Source organism: Pseudomonas edaphica, assembly GCF_965277385.1.
Lineage (GTDB): Bacteria > Pseudomonadota > Gammaproteobacteria > Pseudomonadales > Pseudomonadaceae > Aquipseudomonas > Aquipseudomonas edaphica.
On record NZ_OZ255725.1, the window covers coordinates 4,609,457 to 4,634,828 of the forward strand.

A 25,372-nucleotide genomic window follows, 5' to 3' on the forward strand; every position below is an offset into this window, starting at 1 on the left:
CCCATCGCTATCGCAGGCAAGCCAGCTCCCACAGTGGGTATGGGAAGGGGGGAACGCGCACAAAAAAGGCGACCCGAAGGTCGCCTTATTCAGCGCAGGATCAATCAGAACTCGTGATCAGCGTTATCCGGGTTCAAATCACTGATGCCCAGCTTGCCCGCGGCGGTTTCGATCGCGCCGGTCTGCTTGACCAGTGCCGCAATCGCGTCACGCACGATCTGGTTGCCCTTGTCGTTACCGGCCGCGATCAGTTGGTCGTAGTGCTCACCGGCGTTGGCCTGGTCAACCATGACCTGGATCTTCGCTTCGGTCGACGCCAGGTCGGCCTTGAGCGCCGAGTCGGCGGCTGGATCGGCCTTGGCCACCAGCGACGAGAGGCTTGCGCCGGTCATTTTGGTGCCGTCGGTGCGGGTGTACTCGCCCAGGTAGACGTTGCGGATGCCCTTGGCGTCGTAGAAGTGCGAGTTGTGGGTGTTGTCGCTGAAGCAATCCTGTTCGTCTTCCGGCGAGTTGGCTTCCAGGGAAACCTTCATGCGCTCACCGGCCAGTTCGCCCAGGGACAGGCTGCCCATGCCGAACAGCATTTTGCGCAGGCCGTCGGTGGCAGGTTCTGCTTCCAGGGTGGCGCGGTAGTTGTCGTCGACCTTGGGTTTCCAGTTGCCGACCATTTCTTCCAGGTCGCTGACCAGCAGTTGGGTCACAGCGCGCAGGTAAGTGCGACGGCGCTCGTTGTTACCGCCGGTGGCACCGTCGCCGGTCATGTAGTCGGATGCCGGGCGGTTGCCTGCGCCTGGGCCGGTGCCGTTGAGGTCCTGGCCCCAGAGCAGGAACTCGATGGCGTGGTAGCCGGTGGCGACGTTGGCTTCGGAACCGCCCAGTTCATTGAGGCTGGCGAGTTTTTCCGGGGTGATTTCCTTGACGTCGACCTTGTCTTCGCCCACCTGGATCTCGGTATTGGCGATGATGTTGGCGTTGGCGCCTGGGTTACCCAGCGCGTGCTCGTAGGATTTGTCTACGTAGTCGATCAGGCCTTCGTCCAGGGGCCAGGCGTTCACTTGGCCTTCCCAGTCGTCGATGATGGTGTTGCCGAAGCGGAACACTTCACTTTGCAAGTACGGCACACGGGCGGCGACCCAGGCGGTGCGGGCTGCTTTCAGGGTGTCGTCGCTCGGGTTGGCGAGGAAGGTGTCGATTGCGGTTTGCAGGGTCTTCGCGGTGGATTCGGCGTCGCTGTACACCGCGAACACCATGTCGGCGTAATGCGCGACAACGGCCTTGGCGGCTGCTTCGTCGACCTGGCCGGCAGGCGTGGCAGCCGCTGGAGCGGTGGTGCTGGCTGCCGGCGTCGGCGCGGCGGCCTTGTCTTTACCTTCGCCGCAACCGGCGAGAGAAATGGCAATGGCCAGCAGACTGGCGGTGGCCAGGGGCATACGAATCATGGCGAACATCCTGCTTCGGTTGTTGATAGGGCGCGCGGGGAAGCGCAAAAACTGCGACATAATGCGAAAGATTTGCATTTTGTGTAAAGGTTTATGCGAGGGAAATATTTGGTATCGATTTGTCGGTTCAGAGAATCGCCGCGTTGTTGCGCTCGGACTGTTTCAAAAACGCCGCCAGCTCACGGGCCTGCAGCGGTTTGCTGTAGTGGTAGCCCTGGCCCTCATGGCAACCTTCGGAAATGATATAGGCCTCCTGCTCGGCGGTTTCCACGCCTTCGGCAATCACCTGCATGCCCAGGCTTTTGCCCAGTTGGATAATGGCGCGCACGATGGTTGCATCGTCGTCGTCATCCAGCAGGTCCTGGACGAAGCTCTTGTCGATCTTGATCTTGTCCAGTGGCAGGCTCTTGAGGTAGCTCAAGGATGAATAGCCGGTGCCGAAGTCATCAATCGCGATCAAGGCACCGGAGCGGCGCAGGCTCAGCAGGTGCTGGGCGGCGGTGCTGATGTCTTCCATCAGGCCGGTCTCGGTCACTTCCAGCTCCAGGCTGCGTGGCGGCAGGCGATAGATCTGCATCAGGTTGTTGACCACCCGTGGCAACTCGGTGTGGTGCAACTGCACGGTGGACAGGTTGACCGCCATGCGCAGTTCGGTGAAGCCCAGGTCATGCCATTCGCGCAACTGCCGGCAAGCCTGGTCCAGCACCCATTCGCCAATCGGAATAATGGTGCCGTTCTGCTCCGCCAGCGGGATGAACAAGTCCGGCGGCACCAGGCCGTGTTCCGGGTGCTGCCAGCGAAGCAATGCCTCTACGCCCACCACGCGGTGGTCGAGGTAGCTGATCTGCGGTTGGTAGACCAAGTGGAACTGCTCGCGACCCAGGGCATCGCGCAGGTCTTTTTCCAGTTCGCGGCGCCGGCGCATTTCGCTGTCGACACTGGCGATATAGAACTGATAGCGGTTGCGCGAGCGGCTCTTGGCCAGGGTCATGGTCTGTTCGGCTTTTTGCAGCAGCTTCTCGGTGCTGTCGCCGTCCTCCGGGAACAGGGTGATGCCGATGGTGGCGCGCAGGCGAATCTGGTCCTGGTCAAGGGCGAATTCGGCTTCCAGGTCGTCGAGGATACTTTGCGCCAGCTCGGCGGCCTCGTAAGGCTGGTCGATATCGGCCTGCACCAGTGCAAACTGGTCGCCGCCCAAGCGGGCGAGGGCGCCGAGGCGGCCGCTGTGGGCGCGCAGGCGGTCGGCCAGGGCCAGCAGTAATTTGTCGCCGGCCTGGTAGGTGAACTGTTCGTTGACGCTTTTGAAGTCATCCAGCCCCACGCACAGCACCGCCACCCGGCGCTGTCGGCGGCCGGCGTCGGTGAGGATCTTGTCCAACTGCTCCTGCAGCTTCTGACGGTTCGGCAGTCCGGTCAGGAAGTCGTACTGGGCCATGCGCAACAGGCTCGATTCCGCCTCATGCCGCAAGTGCGTATTGCGCTCGATGGACTCGAGCAACTGGTTGGCAGTGTTGATCCACAGCCCCAGCTCGTTGCGTTCATGGCCCTTGAGCTGGGGGATCTTGTGTTCGCTGGGGCGGTCGGGGTTGATTGAGGTCAAGTGCTCGATAATCCGCGACAACGGCTTGGTCAGCAGCCAGTGATACACCAGGTACAGCACCAGGCCCATGGCCAGGGCGCGCAGCACGCCGGAAATAAAGATGATCACCGAGCTGACAATAAAACCTTTGCCGTAGGTGGCAGTGTCGAGGGTAATGCTCAGGTCGCCGTAGTACTCGCTATAGGGGCCTTTGCCGACCAGTGCAGTCGTAAAGGTGCGTTCCTGGTCAAGAATCAGGTCGGTCAACCAGCGGGTGGGTGATTGCTGCAAGGCGCGGCTTTTTTCCGCCAGCATGGTTTCGTTGGGGTGGCCGATGGAGGCCATGCGCACGGCGTCGTCCTGAAACAGGCCCTCGATCACCTGCATGCCCATCTCGCGGTCCAGGCTGTAGACAGCCTGGGTCGAGGGGTCGCGAAACATGTCGAGGATCCGCTGCGCGTCACCGGCCACGGCCTGACGCGTCTTGTAGGCATCAAACACGATCTGCGCCACGCTCAGCGTCACGCCCACGATCAATGCCGAGAGCAGCACAACCCGTAGCAACTTCACCGACAAGCTGTTTTTGAGTTCCAGCTTCAAAGGGTCATTCCTTGTTCCGTGCGGGTAGCCTCAATATGCCATGAGTATTGGCAATCTCGTGATGGCAGTCAAAGGGACATTGCGGCTAAGGCGTGTGGAGGCTGTGGAGGGAGTGCCTGGGAAGAAGAGGGCGATGATATCCATCGCCCTCGGGTACTGCGCTGGAAAGGAAGGGAACGCCTTCGGTATCCCGGCATCGAGTGTTGCGGGCTTAAGAAATTTTGATTGAATTTTGGTTTACGTTATTGAACGTGATCTGATGATCGTTCTGCTGGTGAGCATCACCGCCGATTTTGCCTTGCGCCTTGCCGGCGGCCTGACTGGCTGAATTGACCAGCTTGCCCAGCAAGTCCATGCCCTTGCCCACCAGGTCCATGCCTTTGCCTGCGAGTGGCAACACTGAAGACACAGCTGACATACCCATCGATAACGGATCCATTGCGGACTCTCCTACAGGATAAAATGAGAGAGTTATTTCTCTCGCATGCTGGGTGGCCTGTTCCTCTCGGTGAGTTCCACACATTCTGCATTACGTTCAGTTTTCGTCGGCCACAAAAAAGCCCGGCAATTGCCGGGCTCTTTCTACTGCAAACGTTGCTTAGGCAGTAAAGGTTTTGCCTTCGAACTGCTCAGCCACGAACTTCCAGTTGACCAGGTTCCAGAACGCTTCCACATATTTTGGACGCACGTTGCGGTAGTCGATGTAGTAGGCGTGTTCCCACACGTCGCAGGTCAGCAGCGGGGTGTCGCCGCTGGTCAGCGGGTTGCCGGCGCCGATGGTGCTGGCCAGGGCCAGGGAACCGTCAGCTTTTTTCACCAGCCAGCCCCAACCGGAACCGAAGGTGCCGACGGACGTCTTGGTGAACTCTTCCTTGAACTTGTCGAACGAACCGAAGGCTGCGTTGATGGCTTCAGCCAGTGCGCCGGTCGGTTGGCCACCGGCGTTTGGCGCCAGGCAGTTCCAGTAGAAAGTGTGGTTCCAGACCTGAGCGGCGTTGTTGAAGATGCCGCCCGAAGAAGACTTGACGATTTCTTCCAGGGTCTTGCCTTCGAACTCGGTGCCAGGCACCAGGTTGTTCAGGTTCACGACATAGGTGTTGTGGTGCTTGTCGTGGTGGTACTCCAAGGTTTCCTTGGAGATGTGCGGCTGCAGGGCATCGTGTGCGTAGGGCAGCGGCGGCAATTCGAAAGCCATGATGATTCTCCTAATCAGGTCAGTTGCGGTGAGCGCAAGGCCGATCACGGGCGGCCAAACAAGCGCCGGGGAGTTTGTACTCTTTGCGGCGCAGGGTCCGGATCATAGCACCGGGGGGGCGGCAAAACCACGCAACAACTGTGTGGGATAGAGGTTCCAGAGCGTTTTGGAATATTCATCCGGCACTGATCAATTGGTAGGCCACGCTGAACATCATCACCGCGACCAGAAGGTCGAGCAGGCGCCAGGTCGCCGGGCGCGCCAGCCAAGGTGCCAACCACGCCGCGCCGAGTGCCAGGGTGGCGAACCACAGGAACGAGGCGCTGGCAGCGCCGGCCACATAGGCGCCGGGCTCGGTTTGTTGCGCGCCCAATGAGCCGATCAGCAGCACGGTGTCCAGGTACACATGGGGATTGAGCAGCGTTACTGCCAAGGCACTGAGCAACACGGCGCGCAATGAACGCACCTTGAGGTGTGCCCCCTGTTCCAGGCTTTGTCGGGAACACGCTCGACGCAACGCCAGGGTGCCGTACCACAACAGGAATGCCGCACCACCCCAGCGGGCAACGGCCAGCAGCAGCGGGTTTTGCGCCAGCACGGTAGCCAGGCCAAATACCCCGAGTGCGACCAGAATTGCATCACACACGATGCACAGCGCCGCCACCGGCAAGTGATGTTCACGGCGCAGGCTTTGCGCCAATACAAACGCGTTCTGGGTGCCGATCGCCATGATCAGGCCGAGAGCCACCAGCAGCCCGTTTACGTAGCTTTGCCACATAGCCATTACTCCGCGTTTGCTGCCAGTTGGCGCAATACATCCATGGCCCGCTCGGCATCGGCGCGGCCCACGAACAAGTGGTCGTGATAAAACCCGGCAATCACGTTGCAACTGATACCGGCGCTGCCCAGCGCACTGGCGAACGCCGCCGTCAGGCCCACGGCTTCAAGGGCCGAATGCACATTCAGGGTGATCCAGGCGGCCACATAGTCGAAGGCCAGCCCGGCGTGTTCCGCCTGCTCACGCTCCACAATCAGGGTCAAACCTTCCTGCTCGCGAAAGCTGCCGATGATCTCGCAACCTGCCGGGATACTTGAGTCGGGCAGGGTGCAGAACACGTAGTCGCCTTCGTTTAGATGAGGGCTCATGCTGCGCAGCAGGGTTGCCAGGGCGGTTTCGCCAGCCATGTGTGGATTCCTTTAATAAAGAGAAGCAATGCTGGTCATTCTCCCGGCCCACGCTGTATAAGAAAAACCAATATTGCTGATCGCTCATTAGAGAAACTGATGTTCGACTATAAATTGCTTTCCGCCCTGGCGGCGGTGGTGGAGCAGGCCGGCTTCGAGCGTGGCGCGCAGGTACTGGGGCTTTCTCAGTCAGCGATTTCCCAGCGCATCAAGTTACTGGAGGCGCGTATTGGCCAACCGGTGCTGGTGCGGGCCACGCCACCTACACCCACCGACATCGGGCGACGTTTGCTCAACCATGTGCAACAGGTGCGCTTACTCGAGCGCGACCTGCAAAGCCAGGTGCCAGCGCTGGACGAGGAGGGCATGCCAGAGCGCCTGCGCATCGCCTTGAACGCCGACAGCCTCGCCACCTGGTGGGCCGAGGCCGTCAGCGACTTTTGCGCCGAGCAGCATTTGTTGCTGGACCTGGTGGTGGAAGACCAGACCGTGGGCCTCAAGCGCATGCGCGCCGGTGAAGTGGCGGCCTGTATCTGCGCCAGCGAACGCCCGGTGGCCGGGGCGCGCAGTCTGTTGCTCGGTGCCATGCGCTACCGTGCGTTGGCCAGCCCTGCATTTATAACGCGGCATTTTCCCGAGGGCGTGCGTGCCGATCAGTTGGCACGCACGCCGGCGCTGGTGTTCGGCCCGGACGATTTCCTGCAGCACCGCTACTTGGCATCGCTGGGCGTGGACGGCGGTTTCGAGCACCATTTGTGCCCGTCCTCCGAAGGTTTTATTCGCCTGACCGAAGCCGGACTGGGTTGGGGCCTGGTGCCGGAATTACAGGTGCGCGACCAGTTGCAAAGCGGCGCTTTAGTCGAGTTGTTGCCAGATAAGCCCATCGACGTGCCGTTGTACTGGCATCATTGGCGCAGTGGTGGGCAATTGTTGGGGCTGCTGACCGATCACTTGGCCCAGGCCTGTGGCCAATGGTTAGTGCCCTATCAGCAGTAACAAGCGTCAAGCTGCAAGCTGCAAGATAAACGCTTGCAGACCGTATTTAACTTGCAGCTTGTGGCTTGGCGCTTGCAGCTGTATCCGTAGGAGACACCATGAAAATTCTGGTCACCGGCGCAAGCGGCTTCATCGGCGGGCGTTTTGCGCGTTTCGCCCTGGAGCAGGGCCTGGACGTGCGGGTCAACGGGCGGCGCGCCGAAGGTGTGGAGCACCTGGTAAGGCGCGGCGCCGAGTTTATCCAGGGTGATCTCAATGATGCCGACCTGGTGCGCGAGCTGTGCCGCGATGTCGAAGCCGTGGTGCATTGCGCCGGCGCCGTCGGGTTGTGGGGCAAGTACCAGGACTTCCACCAGGGCAATGTGCTGGTCACCGAAAACGTCGTCGAGGCCTGCCTCAAGGAGCGTGTCGGGCGCCTGGTGCACTTGTCGTCGCCGTCGATCTACTTTGATGGCCGCGACCACCTGGGGCTGACCGAGGAGCAAGTGCCCAAGCGCTTCAAGCATCCCTACGCCGCCACCAAATACCTGGCGGAGCAGAAGGTGTTTGGCGCCCAGGAGTTCGGCCTCGAAGTACTTGCGCTGCGCCCGCGTTTTGTCACCGGGGCCGGCGACATGAGCATCTTCCCGCGCCTGCTTAAAATGCAGCGCAAGAACCGCCTGGCTATCGTCGGTGATGGTTTGAACAAGGTCGACTTCACCAGTGTGCACAACCTCAATGAGGCACTGCTCAGCAGCTTGCTCGCCACCGGCTCGGCGTTGGGCAAGGCCTACAACATCAGTAATGGCGCGCCGGTGCCAGTGTGGGATGTGGTCAATTATGTAATGCGCCAGATGGACATGCCCCAGGTCACCCGGTATCGGTCGTACGGTTTGTCCTACAGCGTGGCGGCGTTGAACGAGGCATTCTGCGCAATGTGGCCGGGCCGCCCGGAGCCGTCGTTGTCGCGCCTGGGCATGCAGGTCATGAACAAAGATTTCACCCTGGACATCAGCCGTGCCAGGCATTATCTCGACTACGAGCCCAAGGTCAGCCTGTGGACGGCGCTCGATGAGTTCTGCAGTTGGTGGAAAGCTCAGGAGCCGGGGCTGAAATAAGCTCACAACCAGCAACACATCGGGAACCGAATTCAGGCTTCCGGGTCGATCAATGCGGCGCCAACGGGGTTTATACTCCGCTCGCTCGGCTTTTCCGGTCGCCATCTCACCGATTCAGGGTTGATTCATGCGTAACGATGCCAAAGACGATTTCGACAACGTTCCCAGCCTGCGGGCTGACATCGGGGACGATGATGATTTCGAGCCGACTCCCGCCACCTCCGTGCGCTCGCGCACAACCAAGGTGGTCAAGGTCAAGAGCGCCAGCACCGGCCCCCTGTGGGCCTTGGTCGGCGCGCTGCTGATCGCCTTCGCCGGGCTTGCCTGGTGGAGCTTCCAGCAGATTTCCCTGATGGGCCAGCAGTTGGTCGCCACCCAGGAAAGCTTTGCACGCATCAGCGAAGAAGCGGCGGGGCGCCTGCAAGACATTTCCGGCAAGGTGGTGGCCAGCGAGGCCAACGTGAACAACGGCAGCGAAGCCCTCAAGTTGCAGATCAAGCAGTTGGAAACCCAATTGCTGGAGCAAGGCAAGCAGCAAGTCGGCGTGGCCGGGCAGGCGACCGAGCTCGACCAGCGCCTGGCACAGATGAGCGCCAGCACCACCGAACTGTCGAACGCGAATGCCAAGCTGCAAGGCCAGGTGCAGGCGCTGACCGATGCCGTGGCCACACTTAAGGCGGCGCAGGGTGACGTCAAGGATCTGTCTGCCGACGTGGCGGCCCTTAAAAAGCAAGGCAACCCGAGCGCGGCCATCGCCCGCCTGGAACAGGACCTGGTGGTGCTCAAAAGCGCGCAGGAGAACCAGCCCGCCAATACTGATGCGCCAACCAATAAAGAGTTTGACGTGTTCCGCATCCAGACCACGCGCAACATCACCACGTTGCAGAGCCAGGTGCAGAACCTTAACCAACAGCTCAACGCGCCAGCGCGGGTCACCCCACTGGGCCAATAACCCAATGATCGTTCCCACGCGTGGGAACGATCGACGGGCTCTGCGTGGGAGCGATCAAATGTCACCAGGTGGTGACATTTCCCCTCCCCTTCGTTACTTGCCCTCGTCTCGCCCTTGTTTAGACTCCGGTCATCCCATAAAAAATAAAAAGGGCTACCCATGACCATGCAACCACTGCCTGCCAGCAGTTGGCTGAACGCACCTGCCCATCACGCCTGGCTCGCCAGCGAAGGCCAACGCCTGCTGGCGTTCGCCAAAGCCTCACGTCTGCCAGACGGCTTCGGCAACCTTGGCGATACAGGCCAACTGCCGGCCGACGCCCACGCCGAAACCATGAACACGGCGCGCATGACCCACAGCTTTGCCATGGCCCATGCCATGGGGGTGCCGGGTTATGCCGACCTGGTTGCCCATGGCGTTGCCGCCCTCAGTGGCCCCTTGCGCGATAGCGAACACGGCGGCTGGTTCGCCGCGCCCAACGCCTTGGATGGCAACCGTGGCAAAGCCGCTTACCTGCACGCGTTCGTTGCCCTGGCTGCCAGCTCTGCCGTAGTGGCCGGCGCACCCGGTGCGCAGAACCTGCTCAACGACGCCGTGCATATCATCGACCAGTTCTTCTGGAGCGAGGAGGAGGGCGTGATGCTCGAGTCCTTCGCCCAGGACTGGAGCGGCGTCGAAGCCTATCGCGGCGCCAACAGCAACATGCACGCCACCGAAGCCTTCCTGGCACTGGCCGATGTCACTGGTGAAACACGCTGGCTGGACCGCGCGCTGCGCATTGTCGAGCGCGTTATCCACACTCACGCTGCCGGCAACCAGTTCATGGTGATCGAGCATTTCGACACGCACTGGCAACCCTTGCTCGGCTACAACGAAGACAACCCTGCCGATGGCTTCCGCCCGTATGGCATCACCCCCGGCCACGGTTTCGAATGGGCACGTTTGGTGCTGCACCTGGAAGCCGCACGCCTGCAAGCCGGGCTGGCCACGCCGGACTGGCTGGTGAGCGACGCCCGCGGCCTGTTCGCCAGCGCCTGCGAATACGCTTGGGCCGTGGACGGCGCTCCCGGCATCGTCTACACCCTGGACTGGAAGCACCAGCCAGTGGTGCGCGAGCGCCTGCACTGGACCCACGCCGAAGCCAGCGCGGCGGCCCAGGCTTTGCTCAAACGCACCGGCGAGCTGCATTACGAAACCTGGTATCGGCGCTTTTGGGAGTTCTGCGAAAGCCACTTTATCGACCGTATCAACGGCAGCTGGCACCACGAACTCAGCCCGCACAACCAGCCCAGCAGCAAGATCTGGGGTGGCAAGCCGGACCTGTACCATGCCTGGCAAGCGGTCGTACTGCCTGTACTACCCTTGTCACCGAGTATGACCAGCGCATTGGGCCAAGGATGTTATGTCACCAAGTGGTGACATTTGTGCGTCCCTTTGTTACCTGCGCGCTAAAAATCCATGTTTAAACTCCGTGCAGCGCAAGCTCTAGACTTGCATGCATAACAACAAGAAAAGGTATTCAGATGAACGCGATTAATCGCCTCGCCGTTGCTATTTCCATTGCCTCGTTGTTTCCCCTCAGTGCATTTGCCGCCGACTCGAAAGGGACGGTTGAAGTTGTGCATTGGTGGACCTCAGGCGGTGAAAAAGCAGCAGTAGACGTACTGAAGGCTCAAGTTGAGAAAGATGGCTTCGTCTGGAAAGACGGCGCCGTAGCCGGTGGCGGTGGCGCCACTGCAATGACTGTGCTGAAAAGCCGCGCAGTCGCTGGCAACCCGCCAGGCGTTGCCCAGATCAAAGGCCCGGACATTCAGGAATGGGCGTCCACTGGCTTGCTCGACACCGACGTGCTTAAAGACGTCGCCAAAGAAGAAAAGTGGGACTCGCTGCTCGACAAGAAAGTCTCCGATACCGTGAAGTACGAAGGTAACTACGTTGCCGTACCGGTCAACATTCACCGCGTAAACTGGCTGTGGATCAACCCGGAAGTCTTCAAGAAAGCCGGTATCACCAAGAACCCGACCACCCTCGAAGAATTCTACGCAGCCGGCGACAAGCTCAAGGCCGCAGGCTTCATCCCGCTCGCCCACGGTGGCCAGCCTTGGCAGGACAGCACCGTATTTGAAGCGGTCGTACTGTCGGTGATGGGTGCCGACGGCTACAAGAAAGCCCTGGTTGACCTGGATAACGACGCGCTGACCGGCCCGCAAATGGTCAAGGTCCTGACTGAGCTTAAAAAGGTCGCGACCTATATGGACGTCGACGGCAAAGGCCAGGACTGGAACCTGGAAGCCGGCAAAGTCATCAACGGCAAGGCCGGCATGCAGATCATGGGTGACTGGGCCAAGTCCGAGTGGACTGCCGCCAAGAAAGTCGCCGGCAAAGACTACGAGTGCGTAGCCTTCCCGGGCACCGACAAAGCCTTTACCTACAACATCGACTCCCTGGCGGTGTTCAAAGTTAAAGACAAGGGCACTCAGGAAGGTCAGAAGGACATCGCCAAAGTGGTACTGGGTGAAAACTTCCAGAAAGTCTTCAGCATCAACAAAGGCTCGATCCCGGTTCGTACCGACATGCTCAATGAAATGGACAAGCTCGGTTTCGACTCCTGCGCCCAGACCGCTGCCAAAGACTTCCTGGCGGACGCCAAGACCGGTGGCCTGCAGCCAAGTATGGCCCACAACATGGCCACTACCCTGGCGGTACAAGGTGCGTTCTTTGATGTCGTGACCAACTACATCAACGACCCGAAAGCCGACCCGGCCGACACCGCCAAGAAACTCGGCGCTGCGATCAAGTCTGCCAAATAAGCTGCAAGCTGCAAGTTAACAGCTGCAAGTGGTGTGTTGCCTGTGTTGCCACTTGTAGCTTGTAACTTGCAGCTGCCTTTATCCTTCTATTGGATTTTCCCATGAGTTCTGTTGCTGTGTTCAGCAAGGCCTCGCCGTTCGATGCGCTGCAGCGCTGGCTCCCTAAGCTGGTGCTGGCGCCGAGCATGTTCATCGTGCTGGTGGGCTTCTACGGCTACATCCTGTGGACATTCGTGCTGTCGTTCACCACGTCCACGTTCCTGCCCAGCTACAAATGGGCTGGTCTTGCACAATACGCGCGGTTGTTCGACAACGACCGTTGGTGGGTGGCGAGCAAGAACCTGGCGCTGTTCGGCGGGATGTTTATCGGCATCACCTTGGTGATCGGCGTGACACTGGCGATTTTCCTCGACCAGAAAATCCGCCGCGAAGGCTTTATCCGCACCATTTACCTGTACCCGATGGCGCTCTCGATGATCGTGACGGGTACGGCCTGGAAATGGCTGCTCAACCCGGGCATGGGCCTGGACAAACTTCTGCGTGACTGGGGCTGGGAAGGCTTCCGTCTCGACTGGCTGATCGACCCCGACCGCGTGGTGTATTGCCTGGTGATTGCCGCCGTGTGGCAAGCCTCGGGCTTCATCATGGCGATGTTCCTGGCCGGTCTGCGTGGCGTTGATCAGTCGATCGTGCGCGCCGCGCAAATCGATGGCGCCAGCCTGCCGCGCATCTACTGGAGTGTGGTGCTGCCAAGCCTGCGCCCGGTGTTCTTCAGTGCGGTGATGATCCTCGCGCACATCGCGATCAAGAGCTTCGACCTGGTAGCGGCCATGACCGCCGGCGGCCCGGGCTACTCGTCCGACCTGCCTGCGATGTTCATGTACTCGTTCACCTTCAGCCGTGGCCAGATGGGCATGGGCTCGGCCAGTGCAATCCTGATGCTCGGCGCGATCCTCGCGATCATCGTGCCTTACCTGTATTCCGAGCTGAGGACCAAGCGCAATGACTAGTCTCGCCTCCAAACCTGCCATCAGCCTGAGTCGCATCGCGATCTACGCGGTGCTGATCCTCGCCGTGCTGCTGTATCTGGTGCCGCTGGTGGTGATGCTGCTGACCAGCTTCAAAACCCCCGAAGACATCAGTACCGGCAACCTGCTGAGCTGGCCGACCGTCGTGACCGGCATCGGCTGGGTCAAGGCCTGGGCCACCGTTGACGGTTACTTCTGGAACTCGATCAAGATCACCGTCCCGGCGGTACTGATCTCCACCGCCATCGGTGCGTTGAACGGCTACGTGCTGTCGTTCTGGCGCTTCAAAGGCTCGCAGCTGTTCTTCGGCTTGCTGCTGTTTGGCTGCTTCCTGCCGTTCCAGACCGTGCTGCTGCCGGCCTCGTTCACCCTCGGCAAGATGGGCCTGGCCAGTACCACCACGGGCCTGGTGTTTGTGCACGTGGTCTACGGGTTGGCGTTTACTACGCTGTTCTTCCGTAATTACTACGTGAGCATTCCAGATGCTCTGATCAAGGCGGCGCGACTGGACGGTGCAGGTTTCTTCACCATCTTCCGGCTGATCATTCTGCCGATGTCGACGCCGATCATCATGGTCTGCCTGATCTGGCAGTTCACCCAGATCTGGAACGACTTCCTGTTTGGCGTGGTGTTCTCCAGCGGCGACTCGCAGCCCATTACGGTGGCGCTGAACAACCTGGTCAACACCAGCACCGGGGCCAAGGAATATAACGTGGATATGGCGGCGGCGATGATCGCCGGGCTGCCGACCCTGCTGGTCTATGTGATCGCAGGCAAGTATTTCGTGCGCGGCCTCACGGCCGGCGCGGTCAAGGGGTAATCATGGCTACGCTCGAACTTCGCAATGTAAACAAGACCTATGGCGCCGGCCTGCCCGACACCTTGAAGAACATCGAACTGTCGATCAAAGAGGGTGAGTTCCTGATTCTGGTCGGCCCTTCGGGGTGCGGTAAATCCACGCTGATGAACTGCATCGCCGGCCTTGAGACCATCACCGGCGGCGCGATCATGATCGGCGACCAGGACGTGAGCGGCATGAGCCCCAAGGACCGTGACATCGCCATGGTGTTTCAGTCCTACGCGCTGTACCCGACCATGAGCGTGCGCGAGAACATCGAGTTCGGCCTCAAGATCCGCAAGATGCCCCAGGCGGATATCGACGCCGAAGTGGCGCGTGTGGCCAAGCTGCTGCAGATCGAGCACCTGCTTAACCGCAAGCCAGGTCAGTTGTCCGGTGGCCAGCAACAGCGTGTGGCCATGGGCCGCGCCCTGGCACGTCGGCCGAAGATCTACCTGTTCGACGAACCGCTGTCCAACCTCGACGCCAAGCTGCGTGTCGAGATGCGCACCGAAATGAAACTGATGCACCAGCGCCTGAAAACCACCACCGTGTACGTCACCCACGACCAGATCGAAGCAATGACCCTGGGCGATAAAGTGGCGGTGATGAAAGACGGCATCATTCAACAATTTGGCACGCCGAAAGAAATCTATAACGACCCGGCCAACCTGTTTGTGGCAAGCTTTATCGGTTCACCTCCAATGAACTTCATACCTTTGCGCCTGCAACGCAAGGACGGTCGCCTGGTGGCACTGCTCGACAGCGGCCAGGCCCGTTGCGAGCTGCCGCTGGGTATGAGTGATGCTGGGCTTGAAGATCGCGATGTGATCCTGGGTCTGCGCCCGGAGCAAATTGTTCTGGCCACGGGTGAAGCGAATGGGTCGTCGAGCATTCGTGCCGAAGTCCAGGTCACTGAGCCAACCGGTCCGGACACGTTGGTGTTTGTGCAACTCAACGACACCAAAGTCTGCTGCCGCCTCGCGCCGGACGTTGCACCGCAGGTCGGTGAGACCCTGACCCTGCAATTCGACCCGGCCAAGGTATTGCTGTTCGACGCCAAAACCGGAGAACGCTTGGGCACTGCTGCCTCATTGCCTGCACACGGGCATGCCGACAACGTGGCCCAATTCAAAGGCCGCTGAAGCAGATAACTTGTTGTTTTGGTTAAAAAAAAGTAACCCGCGTTAGATAAAAACAGTTAAATAACAATAAAGACGAGGATGTAGGGATGAAAAAGCAACACAACAACACTCGGCTGATCTGCCAACTGTCAGCAGCAGCAGCCCTGGTATTGTCCGCCAATGCGATGGCGGCCGATGCATTCAGCGCCGATTCCAAGTGGATGACCGGCGATTGGGGTGGCGAGCGTACCAAGCTGATCGAGCAAGGTATCGACATCAAGGCTGACTACGTAGGGGAAATGGGCGCCAACCTGCACGGCGGCTATAACGACGACAAGACCGGCCGTTACTCCGACCAGTTCGGGTTGGGCGTAGCGCTCGATCTGCAAAAGCTGTGGGGCTGGGACAACACCCAGGCCAAGATCCAGTTGACCAACCGTAATGGCCAAAACATCTCCAACGACCGTATCGGTGACCCGCGTGCCGGCACGCTGAGTTCGTCGATGGAAGTCTATGGTCGTGGCCACATGGTGCGTCTGACCCAGTTCTGGATTCAGCACCAGATGTTCGATAACAAGCTGGACGTGAAACTCGGTTACTTCGGTGAAGGCGAAGACTTCAACACCTTCCCATGCGACTTCCAGAACCTGTCGTTCTGTGGCTCGCAGGTGGGTAACTATGTAAACACCTGGTACAACTGGCCGGTCGCCCAGGCCGCTATCCGCGTGAAGTACAACATCACGCCTGAGCTGTATGCGCAGATCGGTGCGTACAACCAGAACCCGTCGCAGCTTGAGCACGGCAATGGCTTCAAACTCAGCGGCAGCGGCACCAAGGGCACCGTGATTCCGGTGGAGTTGGTCTGGTCGCCGAAGGTCAATGGCCTGCCGGGCGAATACCGCGTGGGTTACTACAAGAGCGCCGCGGATGCCAGCGACGTACGTGAAGACGTTAACGGCAACGATGCCGCCACCTCAGGCTTGGCTTACCGTACCCGTAGCAGCAAAAGCGGCTATTGGGGCGTTGTGCAGCAGCAACTTACCACCCATAACGGCGACGCGTCGCGCGGCCTGAACATCGCGGCCAACGCCACCTTCCACGACAAGGACACCAACCTCGTCGACAACTATCAGTCGTTGATGCTGGTCTACAAAGGCCCGTTCGATGCGCGTCCAAAAGATGACGTCGGTATCGGTTTCTCCCGCATCCATGTCAACCAGGACGTGAGGAAAAACGCAGAGTTGCTGAACGCAGCCGGTGGTTTCACCGACTACGATCAGGTGGGCTACGCGCCGCTGCGTGACACCGAGTACAACACTGAAATCAACTACGGCTTCCACGTCACCAACTGGCTGACCGTGCGTCCTAACCTGCAATACGTTACCCACCCAGGTGGCGTCGATAAAGTCGACAACGCGTTGGTAGCGGGCCTGAAAATTCAGTCTACGTTCTAACGCTGTTGCGATAAGCTCCTTCTCTCTGTGCGCATTTTGCGGGTAGCCATGGCTACCCGCTTTTTTTGGGGCGCGCTGCACTACCCATGTGGGAGCTGGCTTGCCTGCGATGCAAACGACGCGGTCTGCCTGGATGGCCGAGGCGATGCCATCGCAGGCAAGCCAGCTCCCACAGGGTAACCAAGCTTGAGCAACCATGAACTCCAGGACCGTGGCACATGCATGAGCATCCGCTGCAACGCTTTTTCAAATCCCTGCGTGAACAACCGGTGTTCGCCTGGGAGCGCTTTCAGATGCGCGATGTATTGGTGATCGACCATCCGCTGTGCCAGGCGGTGTTCAGCCGCCAGGGGGCGCAATTGCTGCACTTTCAGCCCACAGGCCAGAAACCCTGGCTGTGGTGCGCAGCCAAGTGGCCACAAGTCGGCGCCATCCGGGGTGGCGTGCCGGTGTGCTGGCCCTGGTATGGGCGCCATCCGAGCGAAAACGCCTGGCCGTCCCATGGCTGGGCGCGGCTGATCGACTGGAAACTGCTCGACAGCAGCACCGACGACGACGGTGTGCGCCTGCACTGGCAATTGCAGCTGTGCGACTGGCAGGTCGACCTGCACGCGCACCTGGGCGAAACCCTTGAGTTGCGCTTGAGCACCGAGCACCAGGACGAATTGCCGTGCCAGTTGAGCCATGCGTTGCACGCTTACTGGCGTATTGGTCACGTCGACGAGATAGCGCTGTCTGGGCTTGATGGCGCGCAAGGTTATGACCAGCTCAGTCGCCAGGTTTGCCAGCAGGAAGGCGAGCTAAGGGTGGATGGTGGATGCCAGCGGGTGTTCCAGCATGAGGGTGAACTGCAGCTCAAAGACCACGCCTGGCAACGTGAGCTGTGCATCGACACCGGCGACAGCGCTGACACCGTGGTGTGGCATCCAGGCAGCCGGCCGTTGTTGGGCGTGAGCTTTAACGAGGCGTCGGGGTTTGTGTGTGTGGAGTCGGCGATGGCGGCAGCCAGTCTGGCGCCGGGGGAGCGGGCGCACCTGAGTTTGCAGGCGCGGGCCGGGGTTTAGTGGTGGAGCTTATGGCGCTATCGCAGGCAAGCCAGCTCCCACAGGGGAATGCATTCCAAATGGGCAGCTCGGTCCACTGTGGGAGCTGGCTTGCCTGCGATAGGGTCGGTACTGCTGGTGGAGATTGCTGCTAGTTAAACTCATCCCCCACCGGATACCGGCTGTCATTCAAGCTCTCTTTGATCTTGCGCAGATGCGGCTGGAAATCCACCCCGCGGCGCAAGGTCATGCCGGTTGCCAGCACGTCCAGCACCGTTAACTGAATGATCCGCGACGTCATCGGCATGTAGATGTCAGTGTCTTCCGGCAATGGAATGTTCAAGCTCACCGTACTGGCCTTGGCCAAGGGCGAGTTCTCGGCAGTCACGCCCAGTACCGACGCACCGTTTTCGCGGGCGATACGCGCCACTTCCACCAACTCGCGGGTGCGCCCGGTGTAGGAAATGATCACAAACAGCTCGCCGGTGTGCGCCACAGACGCGATCATGCGCTGCATCAGCACGTCGGCATGGGCAGTCACGGCCAGGTTGAAACGGAAGAACTTGTGCAGCGCATCCATGGCCACCGGTGCCGAAGCGCCGAGGCCGAAGAAGTGGATCTGCCGCGCCTGGATCAACAGGTCCACGGCCTTGCTGATCAGTGCCGGGTCGAGGGCCTGGCAGGCACTGTCCAGGGAGGCAATGGCGCTGCCAAAGATCTTCTGGGTGTAGGCCTCAGGGTTATCATCGGCCTCCACGGCGCGGCTGACATAGGCCGCACCACTGGCCAGACTTTGCGCCAGCTGCAATTTAAGTTCAGGGTAACCGCTGACGCCGAACGAACGGCAGAAACGGTTGACCGTCGGTTCACTGACCGAAGCGGCTTGGGCGAGGGCGGCGATCGAGAAGCGGGTCGCCTGCTGAGGGTTCAGCAGGATGACCTCGGCGACTTTTTTCTCGGCCTTGTTCAATTCTTCGAGGCGGTTCCGGATCTGTTCCAGAAGATTTCGCACGCGGTCCATTCAGTCTTTCCTTCGGGCGACGATGCAAATAAAGGGCGGTAACCCATCGACGAGTGGCCCTTTGCGGTGGCCTATCCTACTGAGGGTAGCTGAACACCACCACTCGGAATGCGTATTTCGGGAAAATGTTGTGGTTATTACTACATTTTTCCTTGAGTGATGCCTTGAAAAAAGGTATTTGTAGCTTAACTTGATAAAAGAACAAACATCATGCCTTCGATAACCGTAGAACCCTGCACCTTTGCCCTGTTTGGCGCCTTGGGTGATCTGGCGCTGCGCAAGTTATTTCCTGCCCTCTACCAACTCGATGGCGCCGGGCTGCTGCACGACGATACGCGCATCCTGGGCCTGGCCCGTGAAGCCGGTTCCGAGCAGGAGCACCTGGCCCATATCGAAAAAGAACTGCGTAACTACGTCGGCAAGGAACTCGACGAAGCTGTGGCCGCGCGCTTCCTGGCGCGTCTGGCCTACGTGCACGTCGACTTCATGAAAGCCGATGACTACGTCGCTCTGGCCGAAAAAGTCGGCAGCGACCAACGCCTGATCGCCTATTTCGCCACCCCGGCGGCGGTGTATGGCGCGATCTGCGAGAACCTCGCCAAGGTCGGCCTGGCGGACAACACCCGCGTGGTGCTGGAAAAACCCATCGGTTCGGACCTGGAATCCTCGCGCAAGGTCAACGACGCCGTGGCGCAGTTTTTCCCGGAAAACCGCACCTACCGCATCGACCACTACCTGGGCAAAGAAACCGTACAGAACCTGATTGCGCTGCGTTTCGCCAACAGCCTGTTCGAAACCCAGTGGAACCAGCACTACATTTCCCACGTGGAAATCACCGTGGCCGAGCAGGTCGGTATCGAAGGCCGTTGGGGTTACTTCGACAAGGCCGGCCAACTGCGTGACATGATCCAGAATCACTTGCTGCAGCTGCTGTGCCTGATCGCCATGGACCCACCGGCCGACCTGTCCGCCGACAGCATCCGTGACGAGAAGGTCAAGGTGCTCAAGGCGCTGGCGCCGATCAGCCCGGAAGGCCTGACCACCCAAGTGGTGCGCGGCCAGTACATCGCCGGCTACAGCGCCGGCAAGCCGGTGCCGGGCTACCTGGAAGAAGAGAACTCCAACACTCAGAGCGACACCGAGACGTTCGTCGCCCTGCGTGCCGATATCCGCAACTGGCGTTGGGCTGGCGTGCCGTTCTACCTGCGTACTGGCAAACGCATGCCGCAAAAGCTGTCGCAGATCGTCATTCACTTCAAGGAACCGTCCCACTATATCTTCGCCCCCGAGCAGCGCCTGCAGATCAGCAACAAACTGATCATCCGCCTGCAGCCGGACGAAGGTATTTCCTTGCGCGTGATGACCAAAGAGCAAGGCCTGGACAAGGGCATGCAACTGCGCAGCGGCCCGCTGCAACTGAATTTTTCCGACACCTATCGCAGCGCACGGATTCCCGATGCCTACGAGCGGCTGTTGCTGGAAGTAATGCGCGGCAATCAGAACCTGTTTGTTCGCAAAGATGAAATCGAAGCCGCGTGGAAGTGGTGTGACCAGTTGATCGCCGGGTGGAAAAAATCCGGTGATGCGCCCAAGCCGTATGCGGCGGGGTCCTGGGGGCCGATGAGCTCAATTGCACTGATCACGCGGGATGGGAGGTCGTGGTATGGCGATATCTGAATTGAAACTGCCTCAGGGCGTGACAGCCCATGAGTACCGCACGCCGGTGTTGCTGGCCGATGGCCTGGCCGCTGACGTGGCCGAGCAACTGCGCGCGGCCATCAGTGCCCGTGGCGAAGCGACCCTGGTAGTGTCCGGTGGCCGCAGCCCCGTGGCGTTTTTTCAGAACCTGGCCAAACAAGGCCTGGACTGGTCCAAGGTCACCATCACCCTGGCCGACGAGCGCTGGGTGCCGGTGGAACATGCCGACAGCAATGCCGGCCTGTTGAAAAAGTATTTGCTCCAGGGCCCGGCGGCCAAGGCCAAGTTCCTCAGCCTGTACAACGTTGCCGCGAACCTGGAAGACGCCGCCGAACTGGCCGATCGCCAGTTGGCAGAGCTACCCGCGATCGATGTGCTGGTACTCGGCATGGGCGATGACGGCCACACCGCATCGCTGTTCCCCAACAGCCCCAACCTGGGCGAGGCGCTCAAGCCTGACGGCACGCGCCGTTGCTGGCCGATGCTGGCGCCGACTGTGCCGCACCAGCGCCTGACCATGAGTCGCGCGCTGCTGGCCACGGCCCATTACACCGTGCTGTCGATTTCCGGCAGTTCGAAATTGACCACCTTGAGCGCCGCGCTGGCCAGTGACGACGTTGCTGCCATGCCGATTCGCGCGTTTTTGCAACCTACTTTAGAGATTTACTGGTGCCCATGAGCCAAGGATCAGCCGCTATGAAAAGCCCTCAACCGACCGTGTCCATGGCGGACAAAGTTGCCCTGATCGACAGCCTCTGCGCCAAGGCGCGGATCCTGCCGGTGATCACCATCGCCCGCGAACAGGACATCCTGCCGCTGGCCGATGCCCTGGCAGCCGGCGGTTTGACCGCATTGGAAGTGACCCTGCGCTCCGAGTTCGGCCTCAAGGCCATTCAGGTACTGCGCGAGCAACGCCCTGAACTGTGCACCGGTGCCGGCACCGTACTCGACCGCCACATGCTCGAAGCGGCCGAGGTTGCCGGTTCGCAGTTCATCGTCACCCCCGGCATTACCCGTGACCTGCTGGAAGCCTCGGTGCACAGCCCGATTCCGCTGTTGCCTGGCATCAGCAATGCTTCCGGCATCATGGAAGGCTATGGCCTGGGTTATCGCCGCTTCAAGCTGTTCCCGGCCGAAGTCAGCGGCGGCGTGGCTGCAATCAAGGCCCTGGGCGGCCCGTTCGGCGAGGTTAAATTCTGCCCAACCGGCGGCGTTGGCCCGGCCAACATCAAAAACTACATGGCGTTGAAAAACGTGATGTGCGTGGGCGGTAGCTGGATGCTGGACCCTGAATGGGTCAAGAACGGCGACTGGGCCCGTATCCAGGAAGTCACCGCACAGGCGCTGGCATTGCTGGACTGATCTGATTTACCGAATCGTTGTTGCTGTGCTTAACGGCATTTTTGCGGTGCACTTGGTCGGTGTACCGCTTTTTTTTGCCTGCAAAAAACTCAAGCCCACCATAGATCAATTGTGGGAGCTGGCTTGCCTGCGATAGCGGTGGGTCAGGTTAGGATGTTTCTACTGATACACCGCCATCGCAGGCAAGCCAGCTCCCACAGTTTTAGTCCGCGCTTAACTCAGTTATTGCGTTGACCAGCACATCGATGTCTGCCGCCGAGGTCACCAGCCCAGGCGTCACCCGAATACAGGTTCCAAACGCCGCACCTGTGCGCGTGGTGGTAAACAGGTCGTACTCCTTGAGCAACCGGTCCGCCATCGCCGTCTGATCCCGCCCAGTAAACTTGAACGCCGTAATCGCGCAATACAGCCGCGGATCATCCGGTGTCAGCACCTCAATCCCCGGCAACCCGCGCACCTGGCTGACCCAGCGATCACGCAGGTAATTGACGCGCGCGCCCTTGGCCGCCGAGCCGCCGAGGTTGCGATGTTCCTCCAGCACCAACGGCAAGGTCATCAACGCCGGAAAATTCGGCGTGCTGTAGGAGGTGCGCGCACGCACGTCGCTGGCGGGGTAGTGAAACTCACCCATGTCCGGGTCGATATCGGCCAGGCGCTCCGGGGCGATGTACAGGAAGCCCAGGGTCAGCGGCGCGCCGATCCATTTATGCAGGTTGAACCCGGCGAACTGAATGCCCAGTTCGGCGAGGTTGAAGTCAATCTGGCCCAACGCATGGGCGCCATCAAGAATCACGTCCACGCCATGCTCACGCGCCGCCTTGGCGATGGCTGCGACAGGCATCACCAGGCCGGTGCGGTGGGTGACATGGGTCAGCGCCATCAGCTTGAGGCGCGGGTACTGCACGAACGCATCGCGATAGGTCTGCACCAGGCTGTCGAAACTGGCCGGGTGGGCGTGGGCAAGTTCGACGACTTCCACGCCGCGAACACCGGCCAACCAGCGCATGGCGCCTTTGACCGTGTCGTACTCCAGATCACTGATCAGCACCTGATCGCCCGGCCGCAGGCCGTTGTAGTTACGGATCAGCGACTGTAATGCCTCGGTGGCGTTGCGGGTGAAGGCGATCGCGTCCGGGTCCGCATCGATCAGCCCGGCCAGTTGGCGACGAATCTCGACGTTTTCACCCTGCTCGAAGCGCTGACGCACATACAGCGAATTGCTGCGGTTGATAAACGCTACATGCTCCAGATACTGCGCCTGTACGGCACGGCTCATGCGCCCGAAGTAACCGTTTTCCAGGTTGATCGGGCCAGGCTCCAGCTCGTAGCGCTGGGCGATGGCGTGCCAGTGACGTTCGTTGTCTGCATTCCTTGGCATAGCGTGGGCTCTCAATGGCGGGGGGCAGGTTTGCCGTGTTTTACGCGCAGCGGCTCCAGCAGTTCGGACAGGCCGTTGTGGTCGATTTCCTGCATCAAGGCCAGCAAACCGCCCAGCTCGCCGTGAGGAAAGCCTTCACGGGCAAACCAGTTCAGGTAAGGGCCGGGCAGGTCGGCGATGATGCGTCCCTTGTACTTGCCGAAGGGCATTTCGCGGGTGATCAGCAATTCGAGTTTTTCGGGGTTCATGGGCTTCAAGGGTTGGTGTCGAGTCCTTGGAAAATACAGGCATTCTGCATGAAGGCCAAATGACAGATCATGCAAATAACGTACATACAGATGGTTCAATATTTCGTAAGCAGCTGATATATATCAATAAATTAATTTTTCAAAACCTGGCACGGGCGCTGCAATCATTAAGACAACCTTCTAACCTGCACAAGGAATTGAAAAATGACTGACATCAACAAAGAATCGATCTCCGTACTCAACGACCTGATCGAAACCAGCAAAGACGGCCAGAAAGGCTTCGCGACTTGTGCTGAAGACATCAAGCATCCGGAGCTCAAGGCGCTGTTCCAGAAGCGCTCTGCCGATTGCGCCACTGCCGCAGCCGAGCTGCAAACCGCCGTGCGTGCCCTGGGTGGCGATCCGGAAGAATCCGGTTCGGTTGCCGGCGCTCTGCACCGTGGCTGGGTCGACGTGAAGTCGCTGGTCACCGGTAAAGATGAAGAGGCAGTACTGAACGAAGCCGAGCGCGGTGAAGACCACGCCCTGAAGGCTTACAAGGAAGCGATCGAGAAAATCAACAAGCACAACCTGCTGGGTATTCGTGACCTGGTTGAGCGTCAGTTCCACGGCGCACAACGTAACCACGACCAGGTGAAAGCCCTGCGTAACCAGGCTCGCGCTAACTCGTAAGCCCTGTGTTGTAACTGCCTAAGCTGTAACTGAATGTGGGAGCTGGCTTGCCTGCGATAGCATCACCCCGGTGTAACTGATACGCCGAGGTGTGTGTATCGCAGGCTAGCCAGCTCCCACATTTGCTTTGTATTGATTTTGAGATTTCTATCAGCCAATGCTGATCGGCGGCAGCTCAGTCAACGTAACAACCTGTTGCTTGCGCGGCGCAAGAATTTCAGCCTCACCGTCCACCACCAGCTCATCGCGCTGGTTGAAGACGCGGGTGGCGATGCGCACACGAAACTTGGGCAACTTCTCCAGGATTTCCAGGCGCACGGTCAAGGTGTCGCCGATTTTCACCGGCTTCTGGAAGCTCATCTGCTGGCCGATGTAGATAGTGCCCGGCCCAGGCAGCTCGCAGGCTACCGCCGCACTGATCAGTGCGCCGCTGAACATGCCGTGGGCGATACGCTCCTTGAACATGGTCGCCTTGGCGTACTCGGCATCCAGGTGCACCGGGTTGTGGTCGCCGGACATCGCCGCGAACAGCTGGATATCGCGCTCTTCGACGGTCTTGCTGTAGCTGGCGGTCTGGCCGACTTCGAGGGCTTCGTATGGGGTGTTGGTAACCTGGGTCATCTAAAGGTGCATCCTGTGGCTAATCGGTAATTTAATAGATTGATTTTAAATGAAAAAGTCATTCGCAGCGCGCCGGCCTGCGTAACGTCAAGGCCTGGTCGAGCCACTTCAGAACATCCGCTGTCACGTCATCGCGGTTGGTTTCGTTGAACACTTCATGACGCGCCTGCGGGTAGATATTCAATTGCAGGTTCTGGCAACCAGCCTCACGCAGGGCATGGGCCAGGCTTTTGAGACGTTTGCCTTCACTTACCGGATCACATTCGCCGCCCATTATCATAATTGGCAGGCCCGGATCGATCTGTGCGAGGTTGGACGCTTTGCTGATTTGCTGCAAGCCGCCGAGCAAGTCAATCCACAACTGGTTGGTACAGCGAAAGCCGCACAGCGGGTCATTGATGTACTTGTCCACCTCCTGCGGGTCGCGGCTTAGCCAGTCAAACGCGGTGCGGTTGGGCTTGAATGCCTTGTTGAATGAGCCGAACGACAAAAAGTCGATCAATGCACTGCGCCCGCGCAGGCCTTGGCGTGCGCGCTCCAGTCGGGCAATGACGCCGGCGGCGCGGTACAGCGCCACCGGCTGGTAATTCGAACCGCTGAGAATCGCCCCGTTCAGGCTCGCGCTATGGTGCAACAGGTACGCCTGGGCGATATAGCTGCCCATGCTGTGGCCCAGCAAGATGATCGGCAGGCCCGGCTGCTGCTGGCCGATGTGCTGGTTGAGGCTGGCGAGGTCGCCCACCACTTTATTCCAGCCATCCTTTTCGGCGTACAGGCCCAGCGTGCCTTCATCGGCGGTGCGGCCATGGCCACGCTGGTCCGGCGCGTACAGGCCGTAGCCGGCTGCGCACAGCGCTTCGGCCAGGCGTGCATAGCGCCCGCTGTGCTCGGCCATGCCGTGGGACAGCATGATCATGGCCTTGGCGGGCCCGTCCGGCAGCCATTGATTGACGTACAGGCGGCTGCGGTCATTCGCGGTCAGCCAGAAGGTGCTGTGATTCATAGCGCTTCCTTTGCTCAGGGTCGTTGCAG

The 25,372-nt window shown here is 59.9% G+C and carries 25 protein-coding genes; 14 read left to right on the top strand and 11 right to left on the bottom strand.

The window, feature by feature from the left end; genetic code table 11:
* Positions 1-104: 104 nt before the first annotated feature.
* The 6 genes from ACQY47_RS20955 to ACQY47_RS20980 all read right to left on the bottom strand — a co-directional run bounded on the left by ACQY47_RS20955 (position 105) and on the right by ACQY47_RS20980 (position 5,998).
* The gene (locus ACQY47_RS20955; protein ID WP_428551498.1) at positions 105-1,439 is read right to left on the bottom strand and encodes an imelysin family protein; all 1,335 of its coding nucleotides are present in this window, start codon (positions 1,437-1,439) and stop codon (positions 105-107) included.
* Between the two features lie 127 nt (positions 1,440-1,566).
* Positions 1,567-3,618 (bottom strand): putative bifunctional diguanylate cyclase/phosphodiesterase, encoded by a 2,052-nt coding sequence (locus ACQY47_RS20960; protein ID WP_428551501.1) that lies wholly within the window; start codon positions 3,616-3,618, stop codon positions 1,567-1,569.
* Positions 3,619-3,829: 211 nt separating this feature from the next.
* Positions 3,830-4,057 (bottom strand): hypothetical protein, encoded by a 228-nt coding sequence (locus ACQY47_RS20965; RefSeq protein ID WP_428551504.1) that lies wholly within the window; start codon positions 4,055-4,057, stop codon positions 3,830-3,832.
* Between the two features lie 159 nt (positions 4,058-4,216).
* Positions 4,217-4,813 (bottom strand): superoxide dismutase, encoded by a 597-nt coding sequence (locus ACQY47_RS20970; RefSeq protein ID WP_003212997.1) that lies wholly within the window; start codon positions 4,811-4,813, stop codon positions 4,217-4,219.
* Positions 4,814-4,988: 175 nt separating this feature from the next.
* Entirely contained in the window at positions 4,989-5,591 is a 603-nt protein-coding gene (locus tag ACQY47_RS20975) for a LysE/ArgO family amino acid transporter (RefSeq protein WP_026013850.1), read from the bottom strand.
* 5 nt (positions 5,592-5,596) lie between these two features.
* Positions 5,597-5,998, bottom strand: coding sequence for an ACT domain-containing protein (locus ACQY47_RS20980; protein WP_428551509.1), 402 nt, complete (start codon positions 5,996-5,998; stop codon positions 5,597-5,599).
* Positions 5,999-6,097: 99 nt separating this feature from the next.
* Here ACQY47_RS20980 and ACQY47_RS20985 point away from each other — a divergent pair, with 99 nt between their 5' ends.
* From ACQY47_RS20985 to ACQY47_RS21030, 10 genes are all read left to right on the top strand, one after another.
* Positions 6,098-6,994: a LysR family transcriptional regulator ArgP gene (locus tag ACQY47_RS20985; RefSeq protein WP_428551512.1), complete on the top strand. Its 897-nt coding sequence runs from the start codon at positions 6,098-6,100 to the stop codon at positions 6,992-6,994.
* Between the two features lie 98 nt (positions 6,995-7,092).
* Positions 7,093-8,091: an NAD-dependent epimerase/dehydratase family protein gene (locus ACQY47_RS20990; RefSeq protein WP_099550447.1), complete on the top strand. Its 999-nt coding sequence runs from the start codon at positions 7,093-7,095 to the stop codon at positions 8,089-8,091.
* A gap of 127 nt (positions 8,092-8,218) precedes the next feature.
* Entirely contained in the window at positions 8,219-9,043 is an 825-nt protein-coding gene (locus ACQY47_RS20995; protein WP_428551516.1) for an ATPase, read from the top strand.
* Between the two features lie 159 nt (positions 9,044-9,202).
* The gene (locus ACQY47_RS21000; RefSeq protein ID WP_428551519.1) at positions 9,203-10,462 is read left to right on the top strand and encodes an AGE family epimerase/isomerase; all 1,260 of its coding nucleotides are present in this window, start codon (positions 9,203-9,205) and stop codon (positions 10,460-10,462) included.
* A gap of 104 nt (positions 10,463-10,566) precedes the next feature.
* The gene (locus tag ACQY47_RS21005; RefSeq protein WP_428551522.1) at positions 10,567-11,853 is read left to right on the top strand and encodes an ABC transporter substrate-binding protein; all 1,287 of its coding nucleotides are present in this window, start codon (positions 10,567-10,569) and stop codon (positions 11,851-11,853) included.
* Positions 11,854-11,954: 101 nt separating this feature from the next.
* Positions 11,955-12,863: a carbohydrate ABC transporter permease gene (locus ACQY47_RS21010; protein WP_017139183.1), complete on the top strand. Its 909-nt coding sequence runs from the start codon at positions 11,955-11,957 to the stop codon at positions 12,861-12,863.
* Entirely contained in the window at positions 12,856-13,701 is an 846-nt protein-coding gene (locus tag ACQY47_RS21015; protein ID WP_017139184.1) for a carbohydrate ABC transporter permease, read from the top strand. The genes ACQY47_RS21010 and ACQY47_RS21015 overlap by 8 nt, the downstream gene beginning before the upstream one ends.
* A gap of 2 nt (positions 13,702-13,703) precedes the next feature.
* Positions 13,704-14,864 carry an ABC transporter ATP-binding protein gene (locus ACQY47_RS21020; protein WP_017139185.1) on the top strand — a complete coding sequence of 387 codons (1,161 nt, stop codon included), beginning with the start codon at positions 13,704-13,706 and terminating at the stop codon, positions 14,862-14,864.
* 86 nt (positions 14,865-14,950) lie between these two features.
* On the top strand, positions 14,951-16,297 hold the full coding sequence (locus tag ACQY47_RS21025; RefSeq protein WP_017139186.1) for a carbohydrate porin: 1,347 nt from the start codon (positions 14,951-14,953) through the stop codon (positions 16,295-16,297).
* 218 nt (positions 16,298-16,515) lie between these two features.
* Entirely contained in the window at positions 16,516-17,361 is an 846-nt protein-coding gene (locus tag ACQY47_RS21030; protein ID WP_017139187.1) for a D-hexose-6-phosphate mutarotase, read from the top strand.
* A gap of 130 nt (positions 17,362-17,491) precedes the next feature.
* On the opposite strand, the gene ACQY47_RS21035 is transcribed toward ACQY47_RS21030, so the two are convergent.
* Entirely contained in the window at positions 17,492-18,352 is an 861-nt protein-coding gene (locus ACQY47_RS21035; RefSeq protein WP_170039859.1) for a MurR/RpiR family transcriptional regulator, read from the bottom strand.
* Between the two features lie 219 nt (positions 18,353-18,571).
* Between ACQY47_RS21035 and zwf the strand changes: the two genes are divergently transcribed.
* From zwf to ACQY47_RS21050, 3 genes are read left to right on the top strand one after another with little or no spacing between them, the layout of a single operon-like run.
* The gene (gene zwf / locus ACQY47_RS21040; RefSeq protein ID WP_099550450.1) at positions 18,572-20,038 is read left to right on the top strand and encodes a glucose-6-phosphate dehydrogenase; all 1,467 of its coding nucleotides are present in this window, start codon (positions 18,572-18,574) and stop codon (positions 20,036-20,038) included.
* Entirely contained in the window at positions 20,025-20,738 is a 714-nt protein-coding gene (gene pgl / locus ACQY47_RS21045) for a 6-phosphogluconolactonase (protein WP_428551530.1), read from the top strand. Before zwf ends, pgl begins: the two co-directional genes overlap by 14 nt.
* 17 nt (positions 20,739-20,755) lie before the next feature.
* Entirely contained in the window at positions 20,756-21,421 is a 666-nt protein-coding gene (locus tag ACQY47_RS21050; RefSeq protein ID WP_026013852.1) for a bifunctional 4-hydroxy-2-oxoglutarate aldolase/2-dehydro-3-deoxy-phosphogluconate aldolase, read from the top strand.
* A 202-nt stretch (positions 21,422-21,623) separates the two neighbouring features.
* On the opposite strand, the gene ACQY47_RS21055 is transcribed toward ACQY47_RS21050, so the two are convergent.
* Positions 21,624-22,799, bottom strand: coding sequence for an aminotransferase class V-fold PLP-dependent enzyme (locus tag ACQY47_RS21055; RefSeq protein ID WP_428551533.1), 1,176 nt, complete (start codon positions 22,797-22,799; stop codon positions 21,624-21,626).
* A gap of 11 nt (positions 22,800-22,810) precedes the next feature.
* Positions 22,811-23,047 carry a DUF3820 family protein gene (locus ACQY47_RS21060; RefSeq protein WP_017139191.1) on the bottom strand — a complete coding sequence of 79 codons (237 nt, stop codon included), beginning with the start codon at positions 23,045-23,047 and terminating at the stop codon, positions 22,811-22,813.
* A 204-nt stretch (positions 23,048-23,251) separates the two neighbouring features.
* On the opposite strand from ACQY47_RS21060, the gene ACQY47_RS21065 reads away from it, so the two are divergent.
* Positions 23,252-23,719, top strand: a complete 468-nt coding sequence (locus tag ACQY47_RS21065) for a ferritin-like domain-containing protein (protein ID WP_017139192.1) — start codon at positions 23,252-23,254, stop codon at positions 23,717-23,719.
* A 150-nt stretch (positions 23,720-23,869) separates the two neighbouring features.
* On the opposite strand, the gene ACQY47_RS21070 is transcribed toward ACQY47_RS21065, so the two are convergent.
* Positions 23,870-24,340, bottom strand: coding sequence for a MaoC family dehydratase (locus ACQY47_RS21070; RefSeq protein ID WP_003175719.1), 471 nt, complete (start codon positions 24,338-24,340; stop codon positions 23,870-23,872).
* Between the two features lie 58 nt (positions 24,341-24,398).
* Positions 24,399-25,343: an alpha/beta hydrolase gene (locus ACQY47_RS21075; protein ID WP_428551538.1), complete on the bottom strand. Its 945-nt coding sequence runs from the start codon at positions 25,341-25,343 to the stop codon at positions 24,399-24,401.
* Positions 25,344-25,372 lie beyond the last annotated feature (29 nt).